The sequence below is a fragment of the Roseburia sp. AM16-25 genome, from assembly GCF_003473825.1.
GTDB lineage: Bacteria > Bacillota > Clostridia > Lachnospirales > Lachnospiraceae > Pararoseburia > Pararoseburia lenta.
Genome location: NZ_QUCW01000005.1, coordinates 1 through 19,773, shown reverse-complemented (window position 1 = coordinate 19,773; position 19,773 = coordinate 1). Strand labels below are relative to the sequence as shown.

The 19,773-nt window shown below is 46.4% G+C and carries 13 protein-coding genes; 12 read left to right on the top strand and 1 reads right to left on the bottom strand.

Annotated elements, in window-relative coordinates; genetic code table 11:
• Nucleotides 1-97 precede the first annotated feature (97 nt).
• From ilvD to DW183_RS11135, 10 genes are all read left to right on the top strand, one after another.
• Nucleotides 98-1,765 carry a dihydroxy-acid dehydratase gene (gene ilvD / locus DW183_RS11180; protein WP_118282145.1) on the top strand — a complete coding sequence of 556 codons (1,668 nt, stop codon included), beginning with the start codon at nucleotides 98-100 and terminating at the stop codon, nucleotides 1,763-1,765.
• A gap of 23 nt (nucleotides 1,766-1,788) precedes the next feature.
• Nucleotides 1,789-3,474, top strand: a complete 1,686-nt coding sequence (ilvB, locus tag DW183_RS11175) for a biosynthetic-type acetolactate synthase large subunit (protein WP_118282142.1) — start codon at nucleotides 1,789-1,791, stop codon at nucleotides 3,472-3,474.
• A 2-nt stretch (nucleotides 3,475-3,476) separates the two neighbouring features.
• The gene (serC, locus tag DW183_RS11170; protein WP_118282140.1) at nucleotides 3,477-4,559 is read left to right on the top strand and encodes a 3-phosphoserine/phosphohydroxythreonine transaminase; all 1,083 of its coding nucleotides are present in this window, start codon (nucleotides 3,477-3,479) and stop codon (nucleotides 4,557-4,559) included.
• A gap of 21 nt (nucleotides 4,560-4,580) precedes the next feature.
• A complete protein-coding gene (locus DW183_RS11165) occupies nucleotides 4,581-5,744 on the top strand; it encodes a phosphoglycerate dehydrogenase (RefSeq protein WP_118282137.1) in 1,164 nt (387 codons plus the stop codon).
• Between the two features lie 165 nt (nucleotides 5,745-5,909).
• The gene (locus tag DW183_RS11160) at nucleotides 5,910-6,776 is read left to right on the top strand and encodes a mechanosensitive ion channel family protein (RefSeq protein WP_199649443.1); all 867 of its coding nucleotides are present in this window, start codon (nucleotides 5,910-5,912) and stop codon (nucleotides 6,774-6,776) included.
• A gap of 50 nt (nucleotides 6,777-6,826) precedes the next feature.
• Nucleotides 6,827-9,730: an insulinase family protein gene (locus DW183_RS11155; RefSeq protein ID WP_118282134.1), complete on the top strand. Its 2,904-nt coding sequence runs from the start codon at nucleotides 6,827-6,829 to the stop codon at nucleotides 9,728-9,730.
• Between the two features lie 16 nt (nucleotides 9,731-9,746).
• Nucleotides 9,747-10,658 (top strand): GTPase Era, encoded by a 912-nt coding sequence (gene era / locus DW183_RS11150; RefSeq protein WP_118282132.1) that lies wholly within the window; start codon nucleotides 9,747-9,749, stop codon nucleotides 10,656-10,658.
• Nucleotides 10,659-10,821: 163 nt separating this feature from the next.
• The gene (gene recO, locus DW183_RS11145; RefSeq protein WP_118282129.1) at nucleotides 10,822-11,550 is read left to right on the top strand and encodes a DNA repair protein RecO; all 729 of its coding nucleotides are present in this window, start codon (nucleotides 10,822-10,824) and stop codon (nucleotides 11,548-11,550) included.
• A gap of 103 nt (nucleotides 11,551-11,653) precedes the next feature.
• Nucleotides 11,654-12,367 carry a hypothetical protein gene (locus DW183_RS11140; protein ID WP_118282127.1) on the top strand — a complete coding sequence of 238 codons (714 nt, stop codon included), beginning with the start codon at nucleotides 11,654-11,656 and terminating at the stop codon, nucleotides 12,365-12,367.
• Between the two features lie 57 nt (nucleotides 12,368-12,424).
• Nucleotides 12,425-13,822, top strand: coding sequence for a glycine--tRNA ligase (locus tag DW183_RS11135; RefSeq protein WP_118282124.1), 1,398 nt, complete (start codon nucleotides 12,425-12,427; stop codon nucleotides 13,820-13,822).
• 55 nt (nucleotides 13,823-13,877) lie between these two features.
• Here DW183_RS11135 and DW183_RS11130 read toward each other — a convergent pair whose 3' ends face one another.
• The gene (locus tag DW183_RS11130; protein WP_118282121.1) at nucleotides 13,878-15,110 is read right to left on the bottom strand and encodes a helix-turn-helix transcriptional regulator; all 1,233 of its coding nucleotides are present in this window, start codon (nucleotides 15,108-15,110) and stop codon (nucleotides 13,878-13,880) included.
• Nucleotides 15,111-15,276: 166 nt separating this feature from the next.
• On the opposite strand from DW183_RS11130, the gene DW183_RS11125 reads away from it, so the two are divergent.
• Nucleotides 15,277-16,788 carry an MFS transporter gene (locus DW183_RS11125; RefSeq protein WP_118282118.1) on the top strand — a complete coding sequence of 504 codons (1,512 nt, stop codon included), beginning with the start codon at nucleotides 15,277-15,279 and terminating at the stop codon, nucleotides 16,786-16,788.
• Between the two features lie 86 nt (nucleotides 16,789-16,874).
• Nucleotides 16,875-19,643, top strand: coding sequence for an alpha-L-rhamnosidase (locus DW183_RS11120; RefSeq protein ID WP_118282115.1), 2,769 nt, complete (start codon nucleotides 16,875-16,877; stop codon nucleotides 19,641-19,643).
• Nucleotides 19,644-19,773 lie beyond the last annotated feature (130 nt).

The following is a 19,773-nucleotide window of genomic DNA, read 5'->3' as shown; positions in this document are numbered from 1 at the left end:
GATTTTTTAGAGAATTTAACCAGTTTCTGACGATGGGTAACTACCCATCTAGGAAACGTCAGATGAAATAAGCATTAGGTAAAGGAGAAAAGGAAAGATGAGAAGCGACAATGTAAAGAGCGGCATGCAGCAGGCACCGCATCGAAGCCTATTCAATGCCTTAGGCTTCACCGAAGAAGAAATGAAAAAACCTATGGTAGGTATCGTTAGTTCCTACAACGAGATCGTACCGGGACATATGAATCTGGATAAGATCGTCAACGCCGTAAAACTTGGCGTAGCAGAAGCAGGCGGTGTGCCGGTGGTATTCCCAGCCATTGCAGTCTGTGATGGTATTGCCATGGGGCATTCCGGCATGAAGTATTCTCTGGTGACCAGAGATCTGATCGCCGACTCTACCGAGTGTATGGCTTTAGCCCATCAGTTTGATGCCCTGGTTATGGTGCCAAACTGTGATAAAAACGTACCGGGACTTTTGATGGCAGCAGCCCGCGTCAATGTACCGACCGTATTTGTTTCCGGTGGTCCGATGTTAGCAGGACATGTCAAGGGCCAGAAGCGTTCTTTGTCATCCATGTTTGAAGCCGTTGGTGCTTATGAAGCAGGCACTATGACAGAGGATGATGTCAAAGAATATGAAGAAAAGGTCTGCCCGACCTGCGGTTCCTGCTCCGGTATGTATACCGCTAACTCTATGAACTGTCTGACTGAGGCTCTTGGTATGGGACTTGGTGGCAATGGTACGATCCCTGCTGTTTATTCTGAGAGAATCAAACTTGCCAAGCATGCAGGTATGGCTGTCATGGATATGTACCGCAAGGACATCCGTCCGAGAGACATCATGACAAAGGAAGCCATCATCAACGCATTGACGGTGGATATGGCACTTGGCTGTTCTACCAACTCTATGCTGCATTTGCCGGCAATCGCACACGAAGTTGGATTTGACTTTGATATTTCCTATGCAAATCCGATCAGCGAAAAGACCCCGAACCTCTGTCATCTGGCACCGGCAGGTCCTACCTATATGGAAGATCTCAACGAGGCGGGCGGTGTCTATGCTGTTATGAAAGAACTGGCAGATATCGGACTTCTCAACACAGACTGCATGACCGTGACTGGTAAGACGGTGGGAGAAAATATCAAAGATGCTGTAAATAAAAATCCGGAAGTCATCCGTCCGGTTGACAATCCATATTCCAAGACCGGCGGACTTGCTGTATTAAAGGGAAATATCGCACCGGATGGCGGTGTTGTAAAGCGTTCTGCCGTTGTGGATGAAATGCTGGTACATTCCGGCCCGGCAAGAGTCTTCGACTGCGAAGAAGATGCTATTGCAGCCATCAAGGGCGGCAAGATCGTTGACGGCGATGTGGTAGTCATCCGTTACGAAGGACCAAAGGGGGGGCCTGGTATGCGTGAGATGTTAAATCCGACATCTGCGATCGCCGGTATGGGACTTGGTTCTACCGTTGCCCTGATCACAGACGGACGTTTCTCCGGTGCATCCAGAGGTGCATCCATCGGACATATTTCACCGGAAGCAGCCGTAGGCGGACCGATCGCATTGGTGGAAGAAGGCGATATTATTTCCATTGATATTCCAAACATGACGATCCATATGGAAGTCTCTGACGAAGAACTTGCCAAGAGAAAAGCGGCTTGGCAGCCAAGAGAGCCAAAGATCAAAGAGGGCTATCTGAGACGTTATGCAGCACAGGTTACCTCAGGTAACATGGGCGCTATCTTAAAACAGCCGGAATAAGTCGAAAGAAAAGGGGAAGAATCATGGAACTGACAGGAGCACAGATCGTTATTGAGTGCTTGAAGGAGCAAAAGGTAGACACCGTTTTCGGGTATCCGGGCGGTGCGATCTTAAATGTTTATGATGAATTATATAAGCACAGTGATGAGATCCATCATGTGCTGACATCCCATGAGCAGGGAGCGAGTCATGCAGCGGATGGCTACGCAAGAAGTACAGGTAAGGTGGGCGTCTGTCTGGCAACGAGCGGACCGGGGGCAACGAACCTTGTCACCGGTATTGCAACGGCACAGATGGATTCAGTGCCTATGGTTGCCATTACCTGTAATGTTACCGTACCGCTTCTGGGAAAGGATAGTTTTCAGGAAGTGGATATTGCCGGTATTACCATGCCGATCACAAAGCATAACTTTATCGTAAAAGATGTGACAAAACTTGCCGACACCATGCGGCGTGCTTTTATGATCGCAAAGACAGGCAGACCGGGACCGGTCCTTGTGGATATTCCAAAGGATGTGACCGGTGCCAAGTGTGAATATACTTTTAAAGAGGCAGAACCGGTCGGGCGTGTGACAAAGGATCTGACAGAGGAAGCCTTAGAAAGAGCAGTAGCCCTGATCGAGGCAGCAAAAAAACCATACATATTTGTCGGTGGTGGAGCCGTGATCAGCGATGCCGCAGAAGAATTAGCAGACTTTGTATCGCTTGTAGATGCGCCGGTCTGTGATACCCTGATGGGTAAGGGTGCTTTTGACGGAACCAAGCCTGCCTATACCGGTATGCTTGGCATGCATGGTACCAAGGCATCCAATCTGGGCGTCAGCGAATGTGATCTTTTGATCGCTGTCGGATCGCGTTTTAGTGACCGCGTCCTTGGCAATCCAAAGACTTTTGCAAGCAATGCCAAGTTATTACAGTTTGATGTAGACCCGGCAGAGATCAACAAAAATGTCATCGCGACCGCAGAGGTGATCGGGGATATCAAGGAGATCTTAAAACGGATCAATCCAATGTTAAAGAAGCAGGATCACAGCGACTGGATGGCGCATGTGATGGATCTGAAAGAAAAGTATCCGGCAAGTTATTGCACGGATGGACTGTCCGGTCCATTTGTGGTCGAGGAGATCTATCGTCAGACAAAGGGCGATGCCATCATGGTGACCGAGGTAGGACAGCATCAGATGTGGACAGCACAGTATTATAAATATGCAAAGCCACACAGACTTTTGACTTCGGGCGGACTGGGAACCATGGGCTATGGTCTTGGTGCAGCCATCGGCGCACAGATCGGAAACCCGGATAAACAGGTCGTCAACGTAGCAGGCGACGGATGCTTCCGTATGAATATGAATGAAGTCGCGACTGCGGTGCGTGAGAACTTACCGCTGATCGAGGTCATCATCAACAACCATGTACTTGGTATGGTACGCCAGTGGCAGACTTTATTCTACGACAAGAGATATTCGTCCACCGTCTTAAATGATGGTGTGGATTATGTGAAAATGGCGGAAGCTATGGGGGCTACCGGTTTCCGTGCGACCAGCAAGGAGGAATTTACAGAGGTCTTTGCAAAAGCACTGGATATGAAGACACCGGTAGTGATCGATTGTGTGATCAACTGCGATGACAAGGTATGGCCAATGGTCGCACCGGGTGCACCGATCAGTGATTGTTTTGATGACAAGGATATAGAAAAGAAAGGAATGTAAAAATGAGCAGAGTGTACAATTTTTCAGCAGGACCTGCGGTACTTCCGGAAGAAGTACTGAAAGAAGCAGCAGACGAGATGATGGATTACAGAGGATGTGGAATGTCCGTGATGGAAATGTCGCACCGCTCGAAGGTCTTTGACGATATCATCAAAGAGGCAGAGGCAGATCTGCGTGATCTGATGCAGATTCCTGACAATTATAAGGTACTGTTCTTGCAGGGCGGTGCTTCTCAGCAGTTTGCAGCCATCCCGATGAATTTGATGAAAAACCGCAAAGCAGGCTACATTGTGACAGGACAGTGGGCAAAGAAGGCTTTTGCAGAAGCAAAGATCTACGGCGAGGCAGTGGAGTTGGCATCATCGGCAGACAAGACATTCTCCTATATCCCGGATTGCTCGGACCTGGATATTCCTGAAGATCTGGATTATGTGTACATCTGTGAGAATAACACCATTTACGGAACAAAGTATAAGACTTTGCCAAATACCAAGGGACATACCCTGGTGGCTGATGTTTCTTCCTGCTTCTTATCAGAGCCGGTAGACGTGAGCAAGTATGGCGTGATCTATGGTGGCGTGCAAAAGAACATCGGACCGGCAGGCGTGGTCATTGTGATCATCCGTGAAGACCTGATCCGCGATGATGTGCTTCCGGGAACACCTACCATGCTCAAGTACAAGACACAGGCCGATGCAGATTCTTTATACAACACACCGCCATGCTACGGTATTTACATCTGTGGTAAGGTATTCAAGTGGTTAAAGAAGATGGGCGGTCTTTCTGTCATGAAGGAACGCAATGAAGAAAAGGCAAAGATCCTTTATGATTTCTTAGACCAGAGCAAACTCTTCAAGGGAACCGTCCGCAAGGAGGACAGATCTCTGATGAACGTACCTTTTGTAACCGGAGATGCAGATCTGGATGCCAAGTTCGTAGCCGAGGCAAAGGCAGCAGGCTTTGAAAATCTGAAAGGTCACCGCACGGTTGGCGGTATGCGTGCCTCTATCTACAATGCTATGCCAAAAGAGGGCGTAGAGGCGCTGGTTGCTTTCATGAAGAAGTTTGAAGAAGAAAATGCATAAATCGTAAAGGAGAGATGACCTATGTTTTCATATCATTGCCTGAATCCGATCGCCGAGGTGGGATTGGATCAGTTTTCAACAGATTATAAAAAGGTGGAGGCAGCGGAGACTGCCGATGCTATCTTAGTCAGAAGTGCAGCCATGCACGATATGGAGTTTGGCAGCAATTTGCAGGCAATCGCAAGAGCGGGGGCTGGTGTCAACAACATTCCGCTGGAGCGCTGCGCCAAGGAAGGTATCGTCGTATTTAACACACCCGGTGCAAATGCCAATGGTGTCAAGGAACTTGTTTTCGCCGGTATGCTTTTGGCATCCCGCGATATTGTCGGCGGTATTGAATGGGTCAAATCCCAGAGTGGCGAGACTGATATCGCAAAGATGGCAGAAAAGCAGAAAAAGGCATATGCAGGTACGGAACTTGCAGGCAAGAAACTGGGTGTGATCGGTCTGGGCGCCATCGGTGTCAAGGTTGCCAATGCGGCAACCCATCTTGGCATGGATGTCTATGGATACGATCCATATATCTCTGTGCAGGCGGCTTGGAATCTGAGCCGTTCCGTAAAGCATATCGATGTTGTGGAAGACATCTACAAGGAATGTGATTTTATCACCATCCATGTGCCGCTTCTGGATTCGACCAGACAGATGATCAATAAGTCTGCTATCCAGATGATGAAAAAGGATGTCATCATCTTAAACTTTGCAAGAGATCTGCTGGTGGATGAGCAGGCAGTTTTAGACGGTATTGCAGCAGGAAAGATCCGCAAGTATGTATCCGATTTCCCAAATCCGACGACAGCAGGTCAGGATGGCGTGATCGTCATCCCACATCTGGGGGCATCTACCGCCGAGGCAGAGGATAATTGTGCTATCATGGCAGTGCAGGAGATTTCCGATTACATGGAAAACGGTAATATCACGCATTCCGTCAATTACCCGGATTGCCAGATGGGCATTTGCCAGACGGCAGGACGTATCGCACTTTTGCACTATAATCGTCAGGGCGTGATCGCACAGTACACGACCATTCTTGGCGATGCCAATATCAATGTTTCCGATATGACAAACAAGACCAGAGGAGACTTTGCGTACGCACTTCTTGATATTGATGCGCCGGTGACACCGGAAGTTGTCGAGAAACTGGATGCGATCGAGGATATGATCCGTGTGCGCGTTGTAAAATAAAGGTTCTGATCCTACATAGGTATAGAAAAAGAAAGCAGGAGAGCAGCATTTTTTTGTTGCTCTCCCTTGTGGTTTTAGCGAGACTGTTGTAACATGGCAGAGGAAGTATTTTCAAAATACACAGATGAGAATTTATGATTTTTAACCAAAAGAAGGGGATACAAAATGATTTTAATGTCACAGGTATTATCTGATAATCTGATTAAAAATTTGGACGAAGGCGTAATGAAAAGTTGGCTGCAATCGGTGCTTCCATCGGTACTGGGCTTTTTCTGGAGTGTGGTGCTGGCACTGCTTATCGCTTACATTGGTGGTAAGATCATCAATCTGGTGCGACGTATGTTCCAAAAGTCTTTGCGTCGCCGGGATGCAGAAGAGGGGGTTTGCCAGTTCGCAGATCAGGTGCTCAAATATTTCCTGTGGATCGTAATTATCGTGATTATTTTGGGCTTGTTTGGATTTACAGCATCCTCGCTTGCAGCCGCAGTGGCATCTTTGGGTGTGACGGCAGGTCTTGCTTTACAGGGAAGTTTGTCGAACTTTGCGGGGGGTCTTTTGATTCTCGTTTTGCATCCTTTCCGCGTGGGAGATTATATCATTGAAGATACACATAAGAATGAGGGAACGGTCATTGAGATCAGTGTATTTTATACAAAATTGCGCACAATTGATAATAAGATCATTGTTATTCCAAACGGTACACTTGCCAATACGAGTCTAACTAATGCGACCAAGAGCGACCGCAGGCAGATGGATCTGGTCGTGCCGATTGGTTATGATGCCGACATCAAAAAGGCAAAGGATATCTTAATGGAACTGGTGGAGGCAGAAAAAAGACGCCTGCCGGAGGATGTCAATGTCTTTGTCAAGGAATTGGGGGCAAGTTCCGTGGATCTGGGACTTCGTTTCTGGGTGCCGACCGATCAATACTGGCCGGTGCGCTGGCAGTTGTTGGAAGACATCAAGATCCGCTTTGACGCGGAGAAAATCTCCATTCCATTCCAGCAGGTCGATGTCAATATCAAGCAATAGAGGTGGAATTTCCACACAAGATAGAAAAAGAGTATGGGAGGAAGACAAATATGCATAATGCGTATGAGTTGATCAAAGAAGAAAATCTGGGGGACTTAAATTCCAAGGGCTATGTGCTGCGCCACAAGAAAAGTGGGGCACATATCAGTCTGATCGAGAATGATGATGACAATAAGGTGTTCTACATTGCTTTTCGCACACCGCCAAAGGACTCTACCGGTGTAGCGCATATCATTGAACATACCGTGCTTTGCGGTTCTGACAAATATCCGCTCAAGGATCCTTTTGTAGAACTTGTCAAAGGTTCCATGAACACCTTTTTGAACGCCATGACTTACCCGGATAAGACCGTTTATCCGGTGGCAAGCTGCAACGATCAGGATTTTAAAAACCTGATGGATGTTTATATGGATGCTGTTTTTCATCCAAACATCTACCACGACCCGGAGATCTTTATGCAGGAGGGCTGGCATTATGAACTGGAAAGCCGAGAGGACGACCTGACCATCAATGGTGTTGTTTATAATGAAATGAAGGGGGCTTTTTCTTCCCCGGATGATGTGGTTAATCGCGAGATCTTAAATTCTTTGTTCCCGGATAATACCTACAGTGTGGAGTCGGGTGGAGATCCAAAGGTCATACCGGAACTGACCTACGAAGATTTTCTGGGATTTCATAAGAAATATTACCATCCATGCAATTCTTATATCTATCTGTATGGAAATATGGATATGGATGAGCGGCTGGATTATCTGGATCGTGAATATCTGTCGAAGTACGACAAGATCGAAGTGGATTCTGAGATCAAGAAGCAGGAACCTTTTACCCGCCCACGCGCGGTAGATAAGACTTATCCGATTTCTTCAGCAGAGGATGAAAGAGACGCAACCTATCTGGCATACACCTTTGTTATCAGTGATGCGCTGGACCAGGAATTATACCAGGCATTTGACGTTTTGGAGTATGCGCTTTTCAGTTCTCCGGGTGCGCCGGTGCGTACAGCACTTTTGGAAAAGGGGATCGGAAAAGATATCATCGGTTCTTTTGATACCGGTATGCTGCAGCCTATGTTTTCTGTTATGGCGCGCGGTGCCAACCCGGAAGATAAGCAGGCTTTTGTCGATGCCATTCAGGAAGTTTTATTGCATCAGGTAGTCGATGGTATTGATAAAAAGGCACTCCTCGCAGGTATCAATGCGTCACAGTTCCAGTTCCGCGAGGCAGACTTTGGCAGTTTCCCTAAGGGACTGATCTTTGGCTTGCAGTGCATGGATAGTTGGCTGTATGACGAGGATCAGCCGTTTGTCCATATGCATGGTATCGATGTCTTAGACGGACTTCGCAAAAAGGTGGATACCGGTTATTTTGAAAAATTGATCGAAACCTATCTGCTTGCCAATACCCATGCATCTGTTCTTATGGTTGAGCCAAAGAAGGGGCTGACCACAGAGGCAGAAGAAGAGTTAAAAAAGGAACTGGCAGAATATAAGGCAAGCCTTTCAGATGAGGCACTGGATGCTTTGGTCGAGCAGACCAAGACCTTAAAAGAACATCAGCAGGAACCGTCCTCCAAGGAGGCTCTCGAGTGTCTGCCGATGTTAAAGAGAAGTGATCTGAAAAGGGAAGCACGTCCGCTCGACCTGATCGAAAAAGAAGTTGACGGTATCAAAGTCCTGCATCACAAAGTCTTTAGCAATGGCATCCATTATCTGAATCTGGTCTTTGATGTGACAGGTATTGGGCAGGAGGATTGGAAGTATCTGTCTCTTTTGAGCCGTATGCTCGGACTTGTGGATACCGAGAATTATTCTTATGCGGACCTTGCCAATGCAGTCAATATCTACACCGGTGGCATTGGGGCATCCTTGAATGTCTATGATCCGGCGGAGGGTAAGACCCACTTTATGTGTGAAGTGCGTGCCAAGTTCTTATATGGCGAGGTAGAAAATGCCATCAAACTTATCGAGGAGATCATTTTACATTCCGACTTTTCGGATGAAAATCGTATCCGCGAACTGGTGGCTGCCCAGCGTTCCCGTCTGGAAATGCGTATGAGCAGTGCAGGTAATGTACTTGCCGCAGGACGCGCTATGTCATGCTTCTCCGTGCCGGCACTCATCACGGATTCCATCAGTGGTATTGCCTATTATCAGTTTGTCAAGGATCTGGACGAACATTACGAGGAAAAGAAAGACGAGATCCGCAGCAAGTGTCAGGAACTGGTAAAGAAAGTCTTTACCAGGGATCATCTTTTGGTAAGTTCTACCGGAGACGATCAGGCATTTACCCAGGTAGAGACCTATCTGCCGGGCATTGCAGAGCATCTCTTTGCAAGCGGTAAAAAGGAAGCGGCACAGGAGATCAGACTGACTCGCAAAAAAGAGGGATTCAAGGATGCCTCTCAGGTGCAGTATGTATGCCGTGCCGGTAATTTTACCAAGGATGGCTATGAGTTTAACGGCGCACTCAATATTCTGCGCGTTGCCCTTTCCTATGACTATTTCTGGATCAATGTCCGTGTCAAGGGCGGCGCCTATGGCTGCCGCAGTGCTTTTGGAATGAATGGGGATACCTATTTTGTATCTTATCGTGATCCGAATCTGGAAAAGACCAATGAGATCTTTGCGCACACGGCAGACTATGTCCGGGATTTTGATGTGGATGAACGAGATATGACCAAATATATCATTGGTACGATCAGTGAGATGGATACGCCGCTGACACCGGCACAGCGCGGCACGAGAGCCCTGTCCTGCTATCTAAGGGATGTGACTTTTGCAGACTTGCAGCGCAACCGTGATCAGGTCTTGAATGCCACAGTAGAGGATATCCGTGCGCTGGCACCGCTGGTACAGGCAACCATGGATCAGGATTATTTCTGTGTTGTCGGAAACGAGGATACGCTGACGGCAGCCGCAGATATGTTTGACGAGTTATACAATTTATACGAATAAGAGTAAGGAGCATTACATGCAAGATAATTTTAAATCAGGTTTTGTCACCATTATCGGACGACCAAATGTTGGAAAGTCTACCCTTATGAACCATTTGATCGGACAGAAGATTGCGATCACTTCCAACAAGCCGCAGACGACCCGCAACCGCATCCAGACGGTTTATACGGATCCGGAACTGGGGCAGATTGTATTCTTAGATACGCCGGGCATCCATCAGGCATCCAATAAACTTGGCGAATATATGGTCAGTGTGGCAGAACACACGATGCAGGATGTGGATGTGATTCTCTGGCTGGTGGAGCCGTCTGATTATATCGGTGGCGGCGACAGACATATCGTAGAGCAGTTGCAAAAGACCAAAACCCCGGTTATCCTTGTGATCAACAAGATTGACACGGTAGACCATGATGCGGTCTTTGGCGTGATCGAGGCTTATCGCAAACTATATGATTTTGCTGAGATCGTGCCGCTTTCTGCCTTACGCGGAAAGAATTGCAATGTCCTTTTAGACCAGATCTTTAAGTATCTGCCTTACGGACCGGCATATTATGATGAGGACGTGGTAACAGACCAGCCTCAGCGTCAGATCGTAGCTGAGATCATCCGTGAGAAGGCGCTCCATGCACTTTCCGAGGAGGTGCCACACGGTATCGCGGTTTCCATCGATCAGATGAAATGGCGTTCGGGCAAGCATGGCATGTATGATATTGACGCAACCATCATATGTGAAAAAGACTCACACAAGGGCATCATCATCGGCAAAGGTGGTGCCATGTTAAAAAAGATCGGAAGCAATGCCAGATACGAGTGTGAAAAAATGCTGGATGCCAAGGTCAATCTCAAACTCTGGGTCAAGGTCAAGAAAGACTGGCGCGACAGTGATTATCTGATCAAAAATTTTGGTTATCGTAAGGACGAGATCTAATTCCATTTTTTATCTGGTATATCTTCTTTTTTGCTGGAGAATCTAAAGAATAGAGAAGCGAAAAAGAGGTGTGCGTCTATGGATGAATGGTGGGAGAGATTTACGGCAAGCGGCAAGGTAAGTGACTACCTTGCTTATTGTAAAATGGCGGAGGAAGAGTCCCATGGGATTCAATATTGTTCTGACAGGGATGGTTCTTTCGGCGATTCCTGTGGGAGAGTACGACAAGAGAATAACGATACTTACCAGGGAGCGCGGCAAGATCACGGCTTTTGCTAAAGGGGCACGTCGTTCCGGTAACCAACTTTTGGCGGCAGCCAATCCTTTTGCCTTTGGTCAGTTTGAGGTCTACCAGGGCAAGAGTACATATACCGCGGTGCGTGCGGACATCAAGAATTATTTCCGGGAACTGGCAGAAGATTTTGATATGGTCTGCTATGGTTACTATTTTCTGGAGATGGCGGAATACTATGCACAGGAAAATGCAGATGAAGTAGAACGCTTACGGCTTTTGTACCAGACACTTCGGGCGCTTGAGAGCCGTAAGTTTTCTTTTGCGCTGATCCGGGGCATCTACGAGTTAAAGACCTGGACGATCAATGGGGAATATCCTAATGTCTTTGAGTGCTTATCCTGTGGCAGCAAAGAGCATCTGGACTTCTTTTCCATGCGGCTGCGGGGCTGTGTCTGTGCGTCCTGCCAGGGCAAGACCGGTGGCAATCCGATAGACGGATCGACCCTTTATGCCATGCAGTATATCATTTCCACTTCTGTGGAAAAATTATACACCTTCCGTCTGACACCGGCGGTGGAGGCAGAGTTTCTGAATTTACTGCAATCCTATCGGAATCATTATGTGGGACATAAGTTTAAGAGCGAGGACTTTATCTGAGCCACAGGGACGTTCCTGTGGCACAAGGCGGTTGAAAAAATAATTGTGTCATAGTATAATAGTGCAGATTGTTAAGTGCTTCAAATAGGAGGACCATTGATACATGGAAAATAAGAAAAAGCATTCTGCCAAGGCAGCACAAAATGCGAGAGAAAATAAGATAAAGGCGAGAAACCAAAAGATCGTCCAGCACAGGATCGCGATCCTGATCGCCGTCATTATCCTTGTGATCGCTGCGATCGTTGCGGTTGTCAAGTTTAGCGGATGGTTTGATAAGATACCGGATCAAAGTACCCTTACGATCTCAGATGACGGCAAGGTGATCTGTGAAGAATTGACAGACTTTGCGGAGGATTACTCCCGAAGTGAGTTAAAGACTTACATGAAGGAAGAGATCAAAGAATACAACGATACCAATGGCAAAGACAGCGTCAAATTAGACAAAATAAAGTTTTACAGTGACCTTGCCCATGCCAAGACTACCTATGCATCTGCAGAGGATTACAGCAAGTTTACCGGCTATGGACTTTATACCGGTACGATCAAGTCGGCAGTCAAGCAGGGCTTTGATTTCTCAGATGCTTTTGTCAGTGTTACGGACGGAGAAAAGGGGACATCGGTTGATACTTTAGACATTACTTCCCAAAAGAAGTTAAAGGTGGCCATCATCAAAGAGAATATCAATGTCACGGTAGACGGCACCATCCTTTATGTTTCCGATGCCTGCACGACAATGGTGGATAAGAGTACCGTCTCAATCGAACAGCCGGATGGCAATGAAGATGCAACACAGTTGACCTATATTATTTATAAGTAGAGTGTTATACAGGAGATTGCCTGTACACAATAGAACAAGAAATGAGAGGATCAGATTATGGAAAAGACAATGGACAAGATTGTTGCTTTATGTAAAGCAAGAGGATTTGTATATCCGGGTTCTGAGATCTATGGAGGTCTTGCGAACAGTTGGGATTATGGAAATCTTGGTGTGGAACTGAAGAACAATATCAAAAAAGCATGGTGGCAGAAGTTCGTACAGGAAAGCCCGTACAATGTAGGTATTGACAGTGCAATCATCATGAATCCACAGACATGGGTGGCTTCCGGTCACTTGGGCGGATTTTCCGATCCTTTGATGGATTGTAGAGAGTGTCATGAGCGTTTCCGCGCAGACAAGATCATCGAAGATTTTGCGCAGGAAAATGATATTACCTTAGAGACATCTGTAGATGGATGGACGGCTGAGGAAATGATGGGATTCATCAAGGAACATAGTGTTCCATGTCCTACTTGTGGCAAGCATGACTTTACAGATATTCGTCAGTTTAACCTGATGTTTAAGTCTTTCATGGGTGTTACCGAAGATGCAAAGAATACCGTTTATCTTCGTCCAGAGACAGCACAGGGTATTTTTGTAAACTTTAAGAATGTACAGCGTACATCAAGAAAGAAGTTACCGTTTGGTATCGGTCAGATCGGTAAGTCTTTCCGTAACGAGATCACACCGGGTAACTTTATCTTCCGTACCAGAGAGTTTGAGCAGATGGAACTTGAGTTCTTCTGCGAGCCGGGAACCGATCTGGAATGGTTCCAGTATTGGAGAGGCTTCTGCCGCGACTGGTTACTTTCTCTTGGCATGAAAGAAGAAGAATTACGTCTGCGTGATCATGATCCTGCAGAACTTGCTTTCTACTCCAAAGGAACGACCGATATCGAGTTCTTATTCCCATTTGGATGGGGTGAACTCTGGGGTATCGCAGATCGTACCGATTATGATCTGACCCAGCATCAGAATACATCCGGTCAGGATCTGACCTACTTTGATGATAGCAAGGGCGAGCGTTATATCCCTTATGTTATCGAGCCTTCTCTTGGTGCAGACCGTGTGCTTTTGGCATTCCTTTGCGCTGCCTATGATGAGGAGAATATCGGAACAGAGGAGAAGCCGGATATGCGTACCGTACTGCATTTCCATCCGGCAATCGCACCGGTCAAGATCGGTGTGCTTCCGCTTTCCAAGAAGTTAAATGAGGGCGCTGAGAGCGTATATGCCCAGTTGTCCAAGAAGTACAACTGTGAATTTGATGACAGAGGAAACATCGGTAAGCGTTATCGTCGTCAGGACGAGATCGGAACACCATTCTGTGTTACTTACGATTTCGATTCTGAGGAAGATGGAGCCGTTACTGTTCGTGACCGTGACACCATGGAGCAGGAGCGTATCAAGATCGAGGATCTGGATGCATACTTTGCAAAGAAATTTGAGTGGTAATTTGAACCATAATACAGCAAAAGGTCTTTCCCAAGAGGGAGAGACCTTTTTTGATCTATTTATGAGATTTTCGATAGTCCGTTGGTGTGCAGTTCATTACAGCCTTAAAATCACTACAAAAATGTGTGTAAGAAGAATAGTGAAGATACTCGGCGGCGTCGGCGATGGATATTTCGGATTCCAGCAGCATCCTGGCGGCATAGTGCATTTTGAGATCGCGGTAATACTGTTTTGGGGAAATGCCGACTTCCGTTTTGAAAAGGCGGTTCAGATAGTAGGGCTCGTAGCCGGTCTGATCTGCCAACTGTGCGGTCGTGACGCCGCTTGTGATGTTATTCTTCAGATATGTCATACATTTTCTTATCATAGGGCTATATTGCGTTTTCTCATCCATCGCTTCTTGTACCAGTGCGCAGTAGGTCTGGTGAATGTCTTGGTGTAATTGGTTCATGCCGAGTGGAGAGTGCGTATTTTCAATTTCCTCGATGAAGGACTCCTGTGCGCGGTAGGCGGTGGAGATCAGTACACCGGCTTCTATGGCTTTATGGCATTCTAAAGCGTTCAGGATGAGTAATGAGTCCTTACGGCTGCGTGATGGTTCCGCTACATTGGCATATTCGGTTGGCACGGTTGCAAGCCGACCCTTTTGCACCATGTCGTTTAATTCTGCAGCATAAAGGCTGCTTTGTCCCTGTGCAACCTCGTTTAACAGCAGGTTTTCAAAATGATAGATGTTTTCGTAGACCACATCCCGATCTTCGGAAACATCACTTGCCACGGGAAAGGAGGCTGTAGCAAGAAAGGAGGTATCCTGCATATGGTCAAAATCATTCATAGAGATGCGCTGCCCATTGACCAGATAATGCAGCATCATGCCATAGTGGGCAAATTGGCTGTATTTCATGACGGGGAGTTCTTGCATCTGGGCAATAAGTTTGTGCTTGTCGGAAAAGGACATACCAAGCGACTCATATTGGCGCAGACAACGCTCCATAGCCTCGTTGGAATAGGGACTGTAGAAGATGGGACCGAGCACATGTACACGCACCAAGTTTCCCTCTCTTTTTTCATAGACAGCTTCCCAGACAAAGCCGATGTAGGCCGCCAGAACAAAGGGGGTGTCATGGTTCTTTCCGTGGGAAAAAATCATTTCCATATATTCCTCAGTACTTAAAAAAGCACTAAAAATACGACCTATGTTATCGTTTGATCGTATCATTCGCCGGTCTGCGTCGAAAGTAATAAGATGCAGTTGGGGAATGACCGAGAATAATGCGTAAATATCCATTGCATTTTCATCTCCTTTTTTCTATCGTAACCATACTTTACTAAAAATAGAATAAAAAAGCAAATTTTAGTATTAAAGCATGTGCAAAAAGGTCATATGATAATGCCAGAGGGTGTATCAAATTGTGAAAAGATACAGAAAAAAGACAACTCAAAGGAGGAGAACAATGGGGAATAAAAAGTTAAGCGCGGCAAGCGTGAGAGATGGTGTAGAATACCGCACCGCCAGTAAATTATCTATGATACTCGGTGTCGCAACCAATGGTGGAGGTATGTGTTTTTATCTTTTGATGATGTACGCATCCTACATAGCCAATGCCGGTTATGGAATCGCAGTTGCGGTTGCCGGAATTATTATTACAGGAACACGTATTTTTGATGGTATCACAGATCCTTTAGTGGCATTTGTTTTTGACCGCATCAAGGCTGGAAAGCATGGAAAGATCCGAATCTTCCTATTCGCAGCATGGGCGGTTATGGCACTGGCATGTTTCATGATGTATGACTGGATGAGTGGCAAGTACACAGGTGTAGCCGGTGTGGCATGGTTCATCGGCATCTATGTGGTATATATCATTGGTTATACCATGATGAATATGTCATCCGGAGCTGTCGGCAACCTGATCACAAATGATCCGACCCAGCGTCCTTTCATGAACCTGATCGGAACCATTTATTCATACTGTGTACCAATGGTATTTAACACCATTATTTCATTTGCAGTTTTACCAAAATATGACAATCAGTATAATGCAGCCTGTCTGCGTGAAGCATGTGTGTGGTATGTTGCGGGTGCCTTTGTATTTATGATTCTTGCATGTATCGGTCTGACACCATGTGACAAACCGGAAGTGTTAAACAGTGTGACTTTTGGTGATGATGGTAAGGAAAAGAAGATCGGATTTAAGGATATGTGGAATCTGCTCAAGGATAACAGAAATATGCAGATGTGGATCATTACTGGTGCTTCTGATAAACTGGCACAGACCACAGCCGGACAGTCTATCGTTATGACACTCTTAAGTGGTGTGCTGATCGCGAACTATCAGACAGCAACTATGCTTGGTAATATCACGGCGATCATTGGTATTGCCTTTGCGACAATTGGCGGTATGTATGTTGCAAAATTCGGAGCCAAGAAAGCAACATCTGTCTGGTCATGGGCATGTATCGGCTTGTCTGTTGTGATGGTTGTATTCTGTACCATCTTAGGACCAACCGGTATGTCAAGCATTGGTAAGTTCGGTGTTCCAATGATCATTTATCTGGTTCTTAATGTTGGATTGACCGGTTTTAAGATGATCCTTTCTACAGCAAGTGGTGTTATGAGAGCTGATGTTTGTGATTATGAGTTTGAGCGTTCCGGCAATTTTATGCCGGGTACCGTAGGCGGTGTGTATTCCTTCCTCGATAAGATTATTTCTTCACTGGCATCAACCATTGCTGCTCTTATGGTATCTCTGATCGGATATAAGACCGTGATGCCACAGATGGGAGATAAGGCAACACCTGCAGTATTCTGGATGACTATGTTCTTAGCATTTGGACTGCCTGTCATTGGCTGGATCTTTAATGTTATTTCTATGAAGTACTATGATCTTGACAAAGAAAGAATGGTTGAAGTACAGAAGAACATTGTAGCCATGAAAGCAGAACAGGAAGCGAAGAAAGAAGCATAATTTAGCAATTTACAAAACCCTTCATTATAGAGACTTCGAGATTTGATTTCGAAGTCTCTTTTTCAAAAAGAGAGAGGAAGAAAAATATGAGATTGTATGATGTGACAGTGGAATATCAGAAGGAACCGATTGGCATAGATGTCTGCCCACGTTTTTCCTGGAAACTGGAAAGTCAAGAGGAAAACACCTATCAAAAGTCTTATGAAATAAGCGTAGCAAAAGAGGGAAAGAGTGTCTGGTCAAGCGGCAGGGTGGAAAACGGACAGTCCCTGTTTGTGACTTATGAAGGCAGTGCCTTGGAGGCCTTTAGCCATTATGATGTCAATATCTGTGTCTGGGACAACCATGGAAACGCTGCGGAAACGACCACTTTTTTTGAGACCGGACTGATGTCAGAGGACAATTGGGAAGGTGTGTGGATCACTACGAAAGAGGAATTGCCGGCCGTTAAGACTTTCTCCAAAGAGGTCTGTCTGCAGAAAGGAAAAAAACTGCGTCAGGCAAGAATCTATGCATCTGCACTTGGTGTCTATGATCTGGAAATTGACGGCAAAAAAATGGGGGATGCATATCTGGCTCCCGGCTGGACGTCTTATGGCAACCGCGTCCAATATCAGACTTACGATGTGACGGATGAGTTACAGGAGAAATCCCTAGTGTCTTTGGTTGTCGGCAATGGTTGGTATGCAGGCTACTTAAACGGCGAAGGGGAGCATCATCTCTATGGAAAAAAGACAGCCTGTATCGCCATGATCCGTATCACATACGAAGATGGTTCGGTGGACGTCATGGGAACCGATGCCTCATGGCTGGTATCAGAAAATGCGATCCGGTCGTCGGAAATCTATATGGGTGAGACACTGGATCTGACCTTGCCGCTATCCGATCATTATGCCGGTGATACCCAGGCAGTACTCTTAGAAAGAAGTGCCTTTCCAAAACGTTTGATTTCACAAGAGGCAGAGCCTATCCGTATTACCAAACGTTTCCCGGTGGTTCAGAAGATTCTTACGCCAAAGGGTGAGTTGGTGTTTGATTTCGGTCAGAATATGGCAGGGTTGGTGGAAGTAGAATTACCGCCGCTTTCTTTGCTTACCGGTGCGAAGAAAGAAATCCGTATCACACACGGCGAAGCCCTGGACAAAGATGGCAATTTTTACAATGAAAATTACCGGACAGCAAGATCAGAGGATGTTTACTGCTATGGTGAGGGAGATGTCGGGAAAAAAGCCATGCCACATTTTACCTATCACGGTTTCCGTTATATTTGCGTTGAGGGTGTAGATAGCAGTGTGGATCCCAAGTATTTTACGGCCTGCGCCATGCATAGTGATATGCACAAAGCGGGGACGATGACAACATCAAACCGTCTGGTCAACCGCCTGATCCAAAATATCGAATGGGGGCAGAGAAGCAACTTTTTTGATATTCCGACCGATTGCCCGCAAAGGGATGAACGACTGGGCTGGACAGGGGATGCCATGATCTTCAGCAAGACTGCTATGCAGAATTTTAACACGGGCCTCTTTTTCAAAAAATGGCTGCGTGATGTGGCAGTGGAATCGGATGCTAAAACAGGCATTCCGCAGATCGTACCCAATGTGGTAAAGGGCAGTATGGGAACTTCTATTTGGAGTGACTGTGCTACCGTGATTCCATGGAATCTTTATATGACCTATGGGGATACCGGTGTGCTTGCCGATCAATATGATAATATGCGCCTCTGGGTGGACTGGATCTTTGGGCAGTGTCAGGGAGAAGTCCTATGGATGCATGGTTTCCAAAGAGGTGACTGGCTGGCACTGGACAGTGATGAAAGCCTGCATCTGATGTCGGGCGGCACAGATAAGAATCTGGTAGCAAATGTCTTTTATGCATATTCGACCAAGATCGTGTGCGATACGGCACATATACTTGGAAAAGAGGAGGATGCCAAGATATACGATGGGCGCTATCAGGCTATCGCGGATGCCATCTTAAGAGAGTATGTAACAGCATCCGGACGCTTGGTTTCTGAGACACAGACAGCCTGTGCCCTGCTTCTTTATTTTGATTTGGTCGCGGGCGCGAAAAAGGAGCGCATTATACAGACGCTGGAGCAAAATCTCAAACAGCACAAAAACAAGTTGACGACCGGCTTTGTCGGAACGGCATATCTGTGCCATGCCCTTTCTGAAAATGGGCTGCATGATCTGGCGGCGGAACTTCTTTTAAATGAGGATTACCCGGGCTGGCTCTATGCAGTGAAGATGGGGGCAACGACGATCTGGGAGCGCTGGAATTCTGTTTTGCCGGATGGAACTTTTGATACATCGGGCATGAATTCTTTGAATCATTATACGTATGGTTCCATAGGAGATTGGCTTTATCGGAAAGTCGCCGGGATTACGCCGACCTCAGCAGGCTATGCGACTTTTGACATCAGACCTTATCTGACAAAGGGACTGGAGGAAGTGGAAGCCGCGCTGGAGACTATGTATGGCAGTATTCGTGTCCATACGGTCTGTAAGGATGGACAGATTCAGGTGGAGGTAAAGGTGCCGGTAAATACGACCGCTACACTTTATCTGCCGGAAAAGGAAGATGCATTGGTGCTTGGCTCCGGTCAATATCATTATGTATATGAGACAAATACGGTGCTTATCGCGGGAAGATACAACATGAACACAAAATTCCGGGATATGGTCGAAGATCCGGCAGCGAAAGCCATTCTGGATGCGGCACTTCCGGGTATGTTGGATGGCCCTATGGCATCCTTTATCCTGAACCAGTCGCCAAACGAGATGCTTGCCTATGATGCGGGTAAAAAGGAAATGTTTGAACAGATCATAGGGCAATTGAACCAGTCTGTTTAAAGTTTTTATGGAAAAGTGATAAGAAAAAAAGATACCGATAAAAATACTTGGATAAATTTGTCAGAATAAAACGGATTTTGTACATTAGTCAATGATGTGACACCAACTTTTGAAAAATAAAAAGATTGGC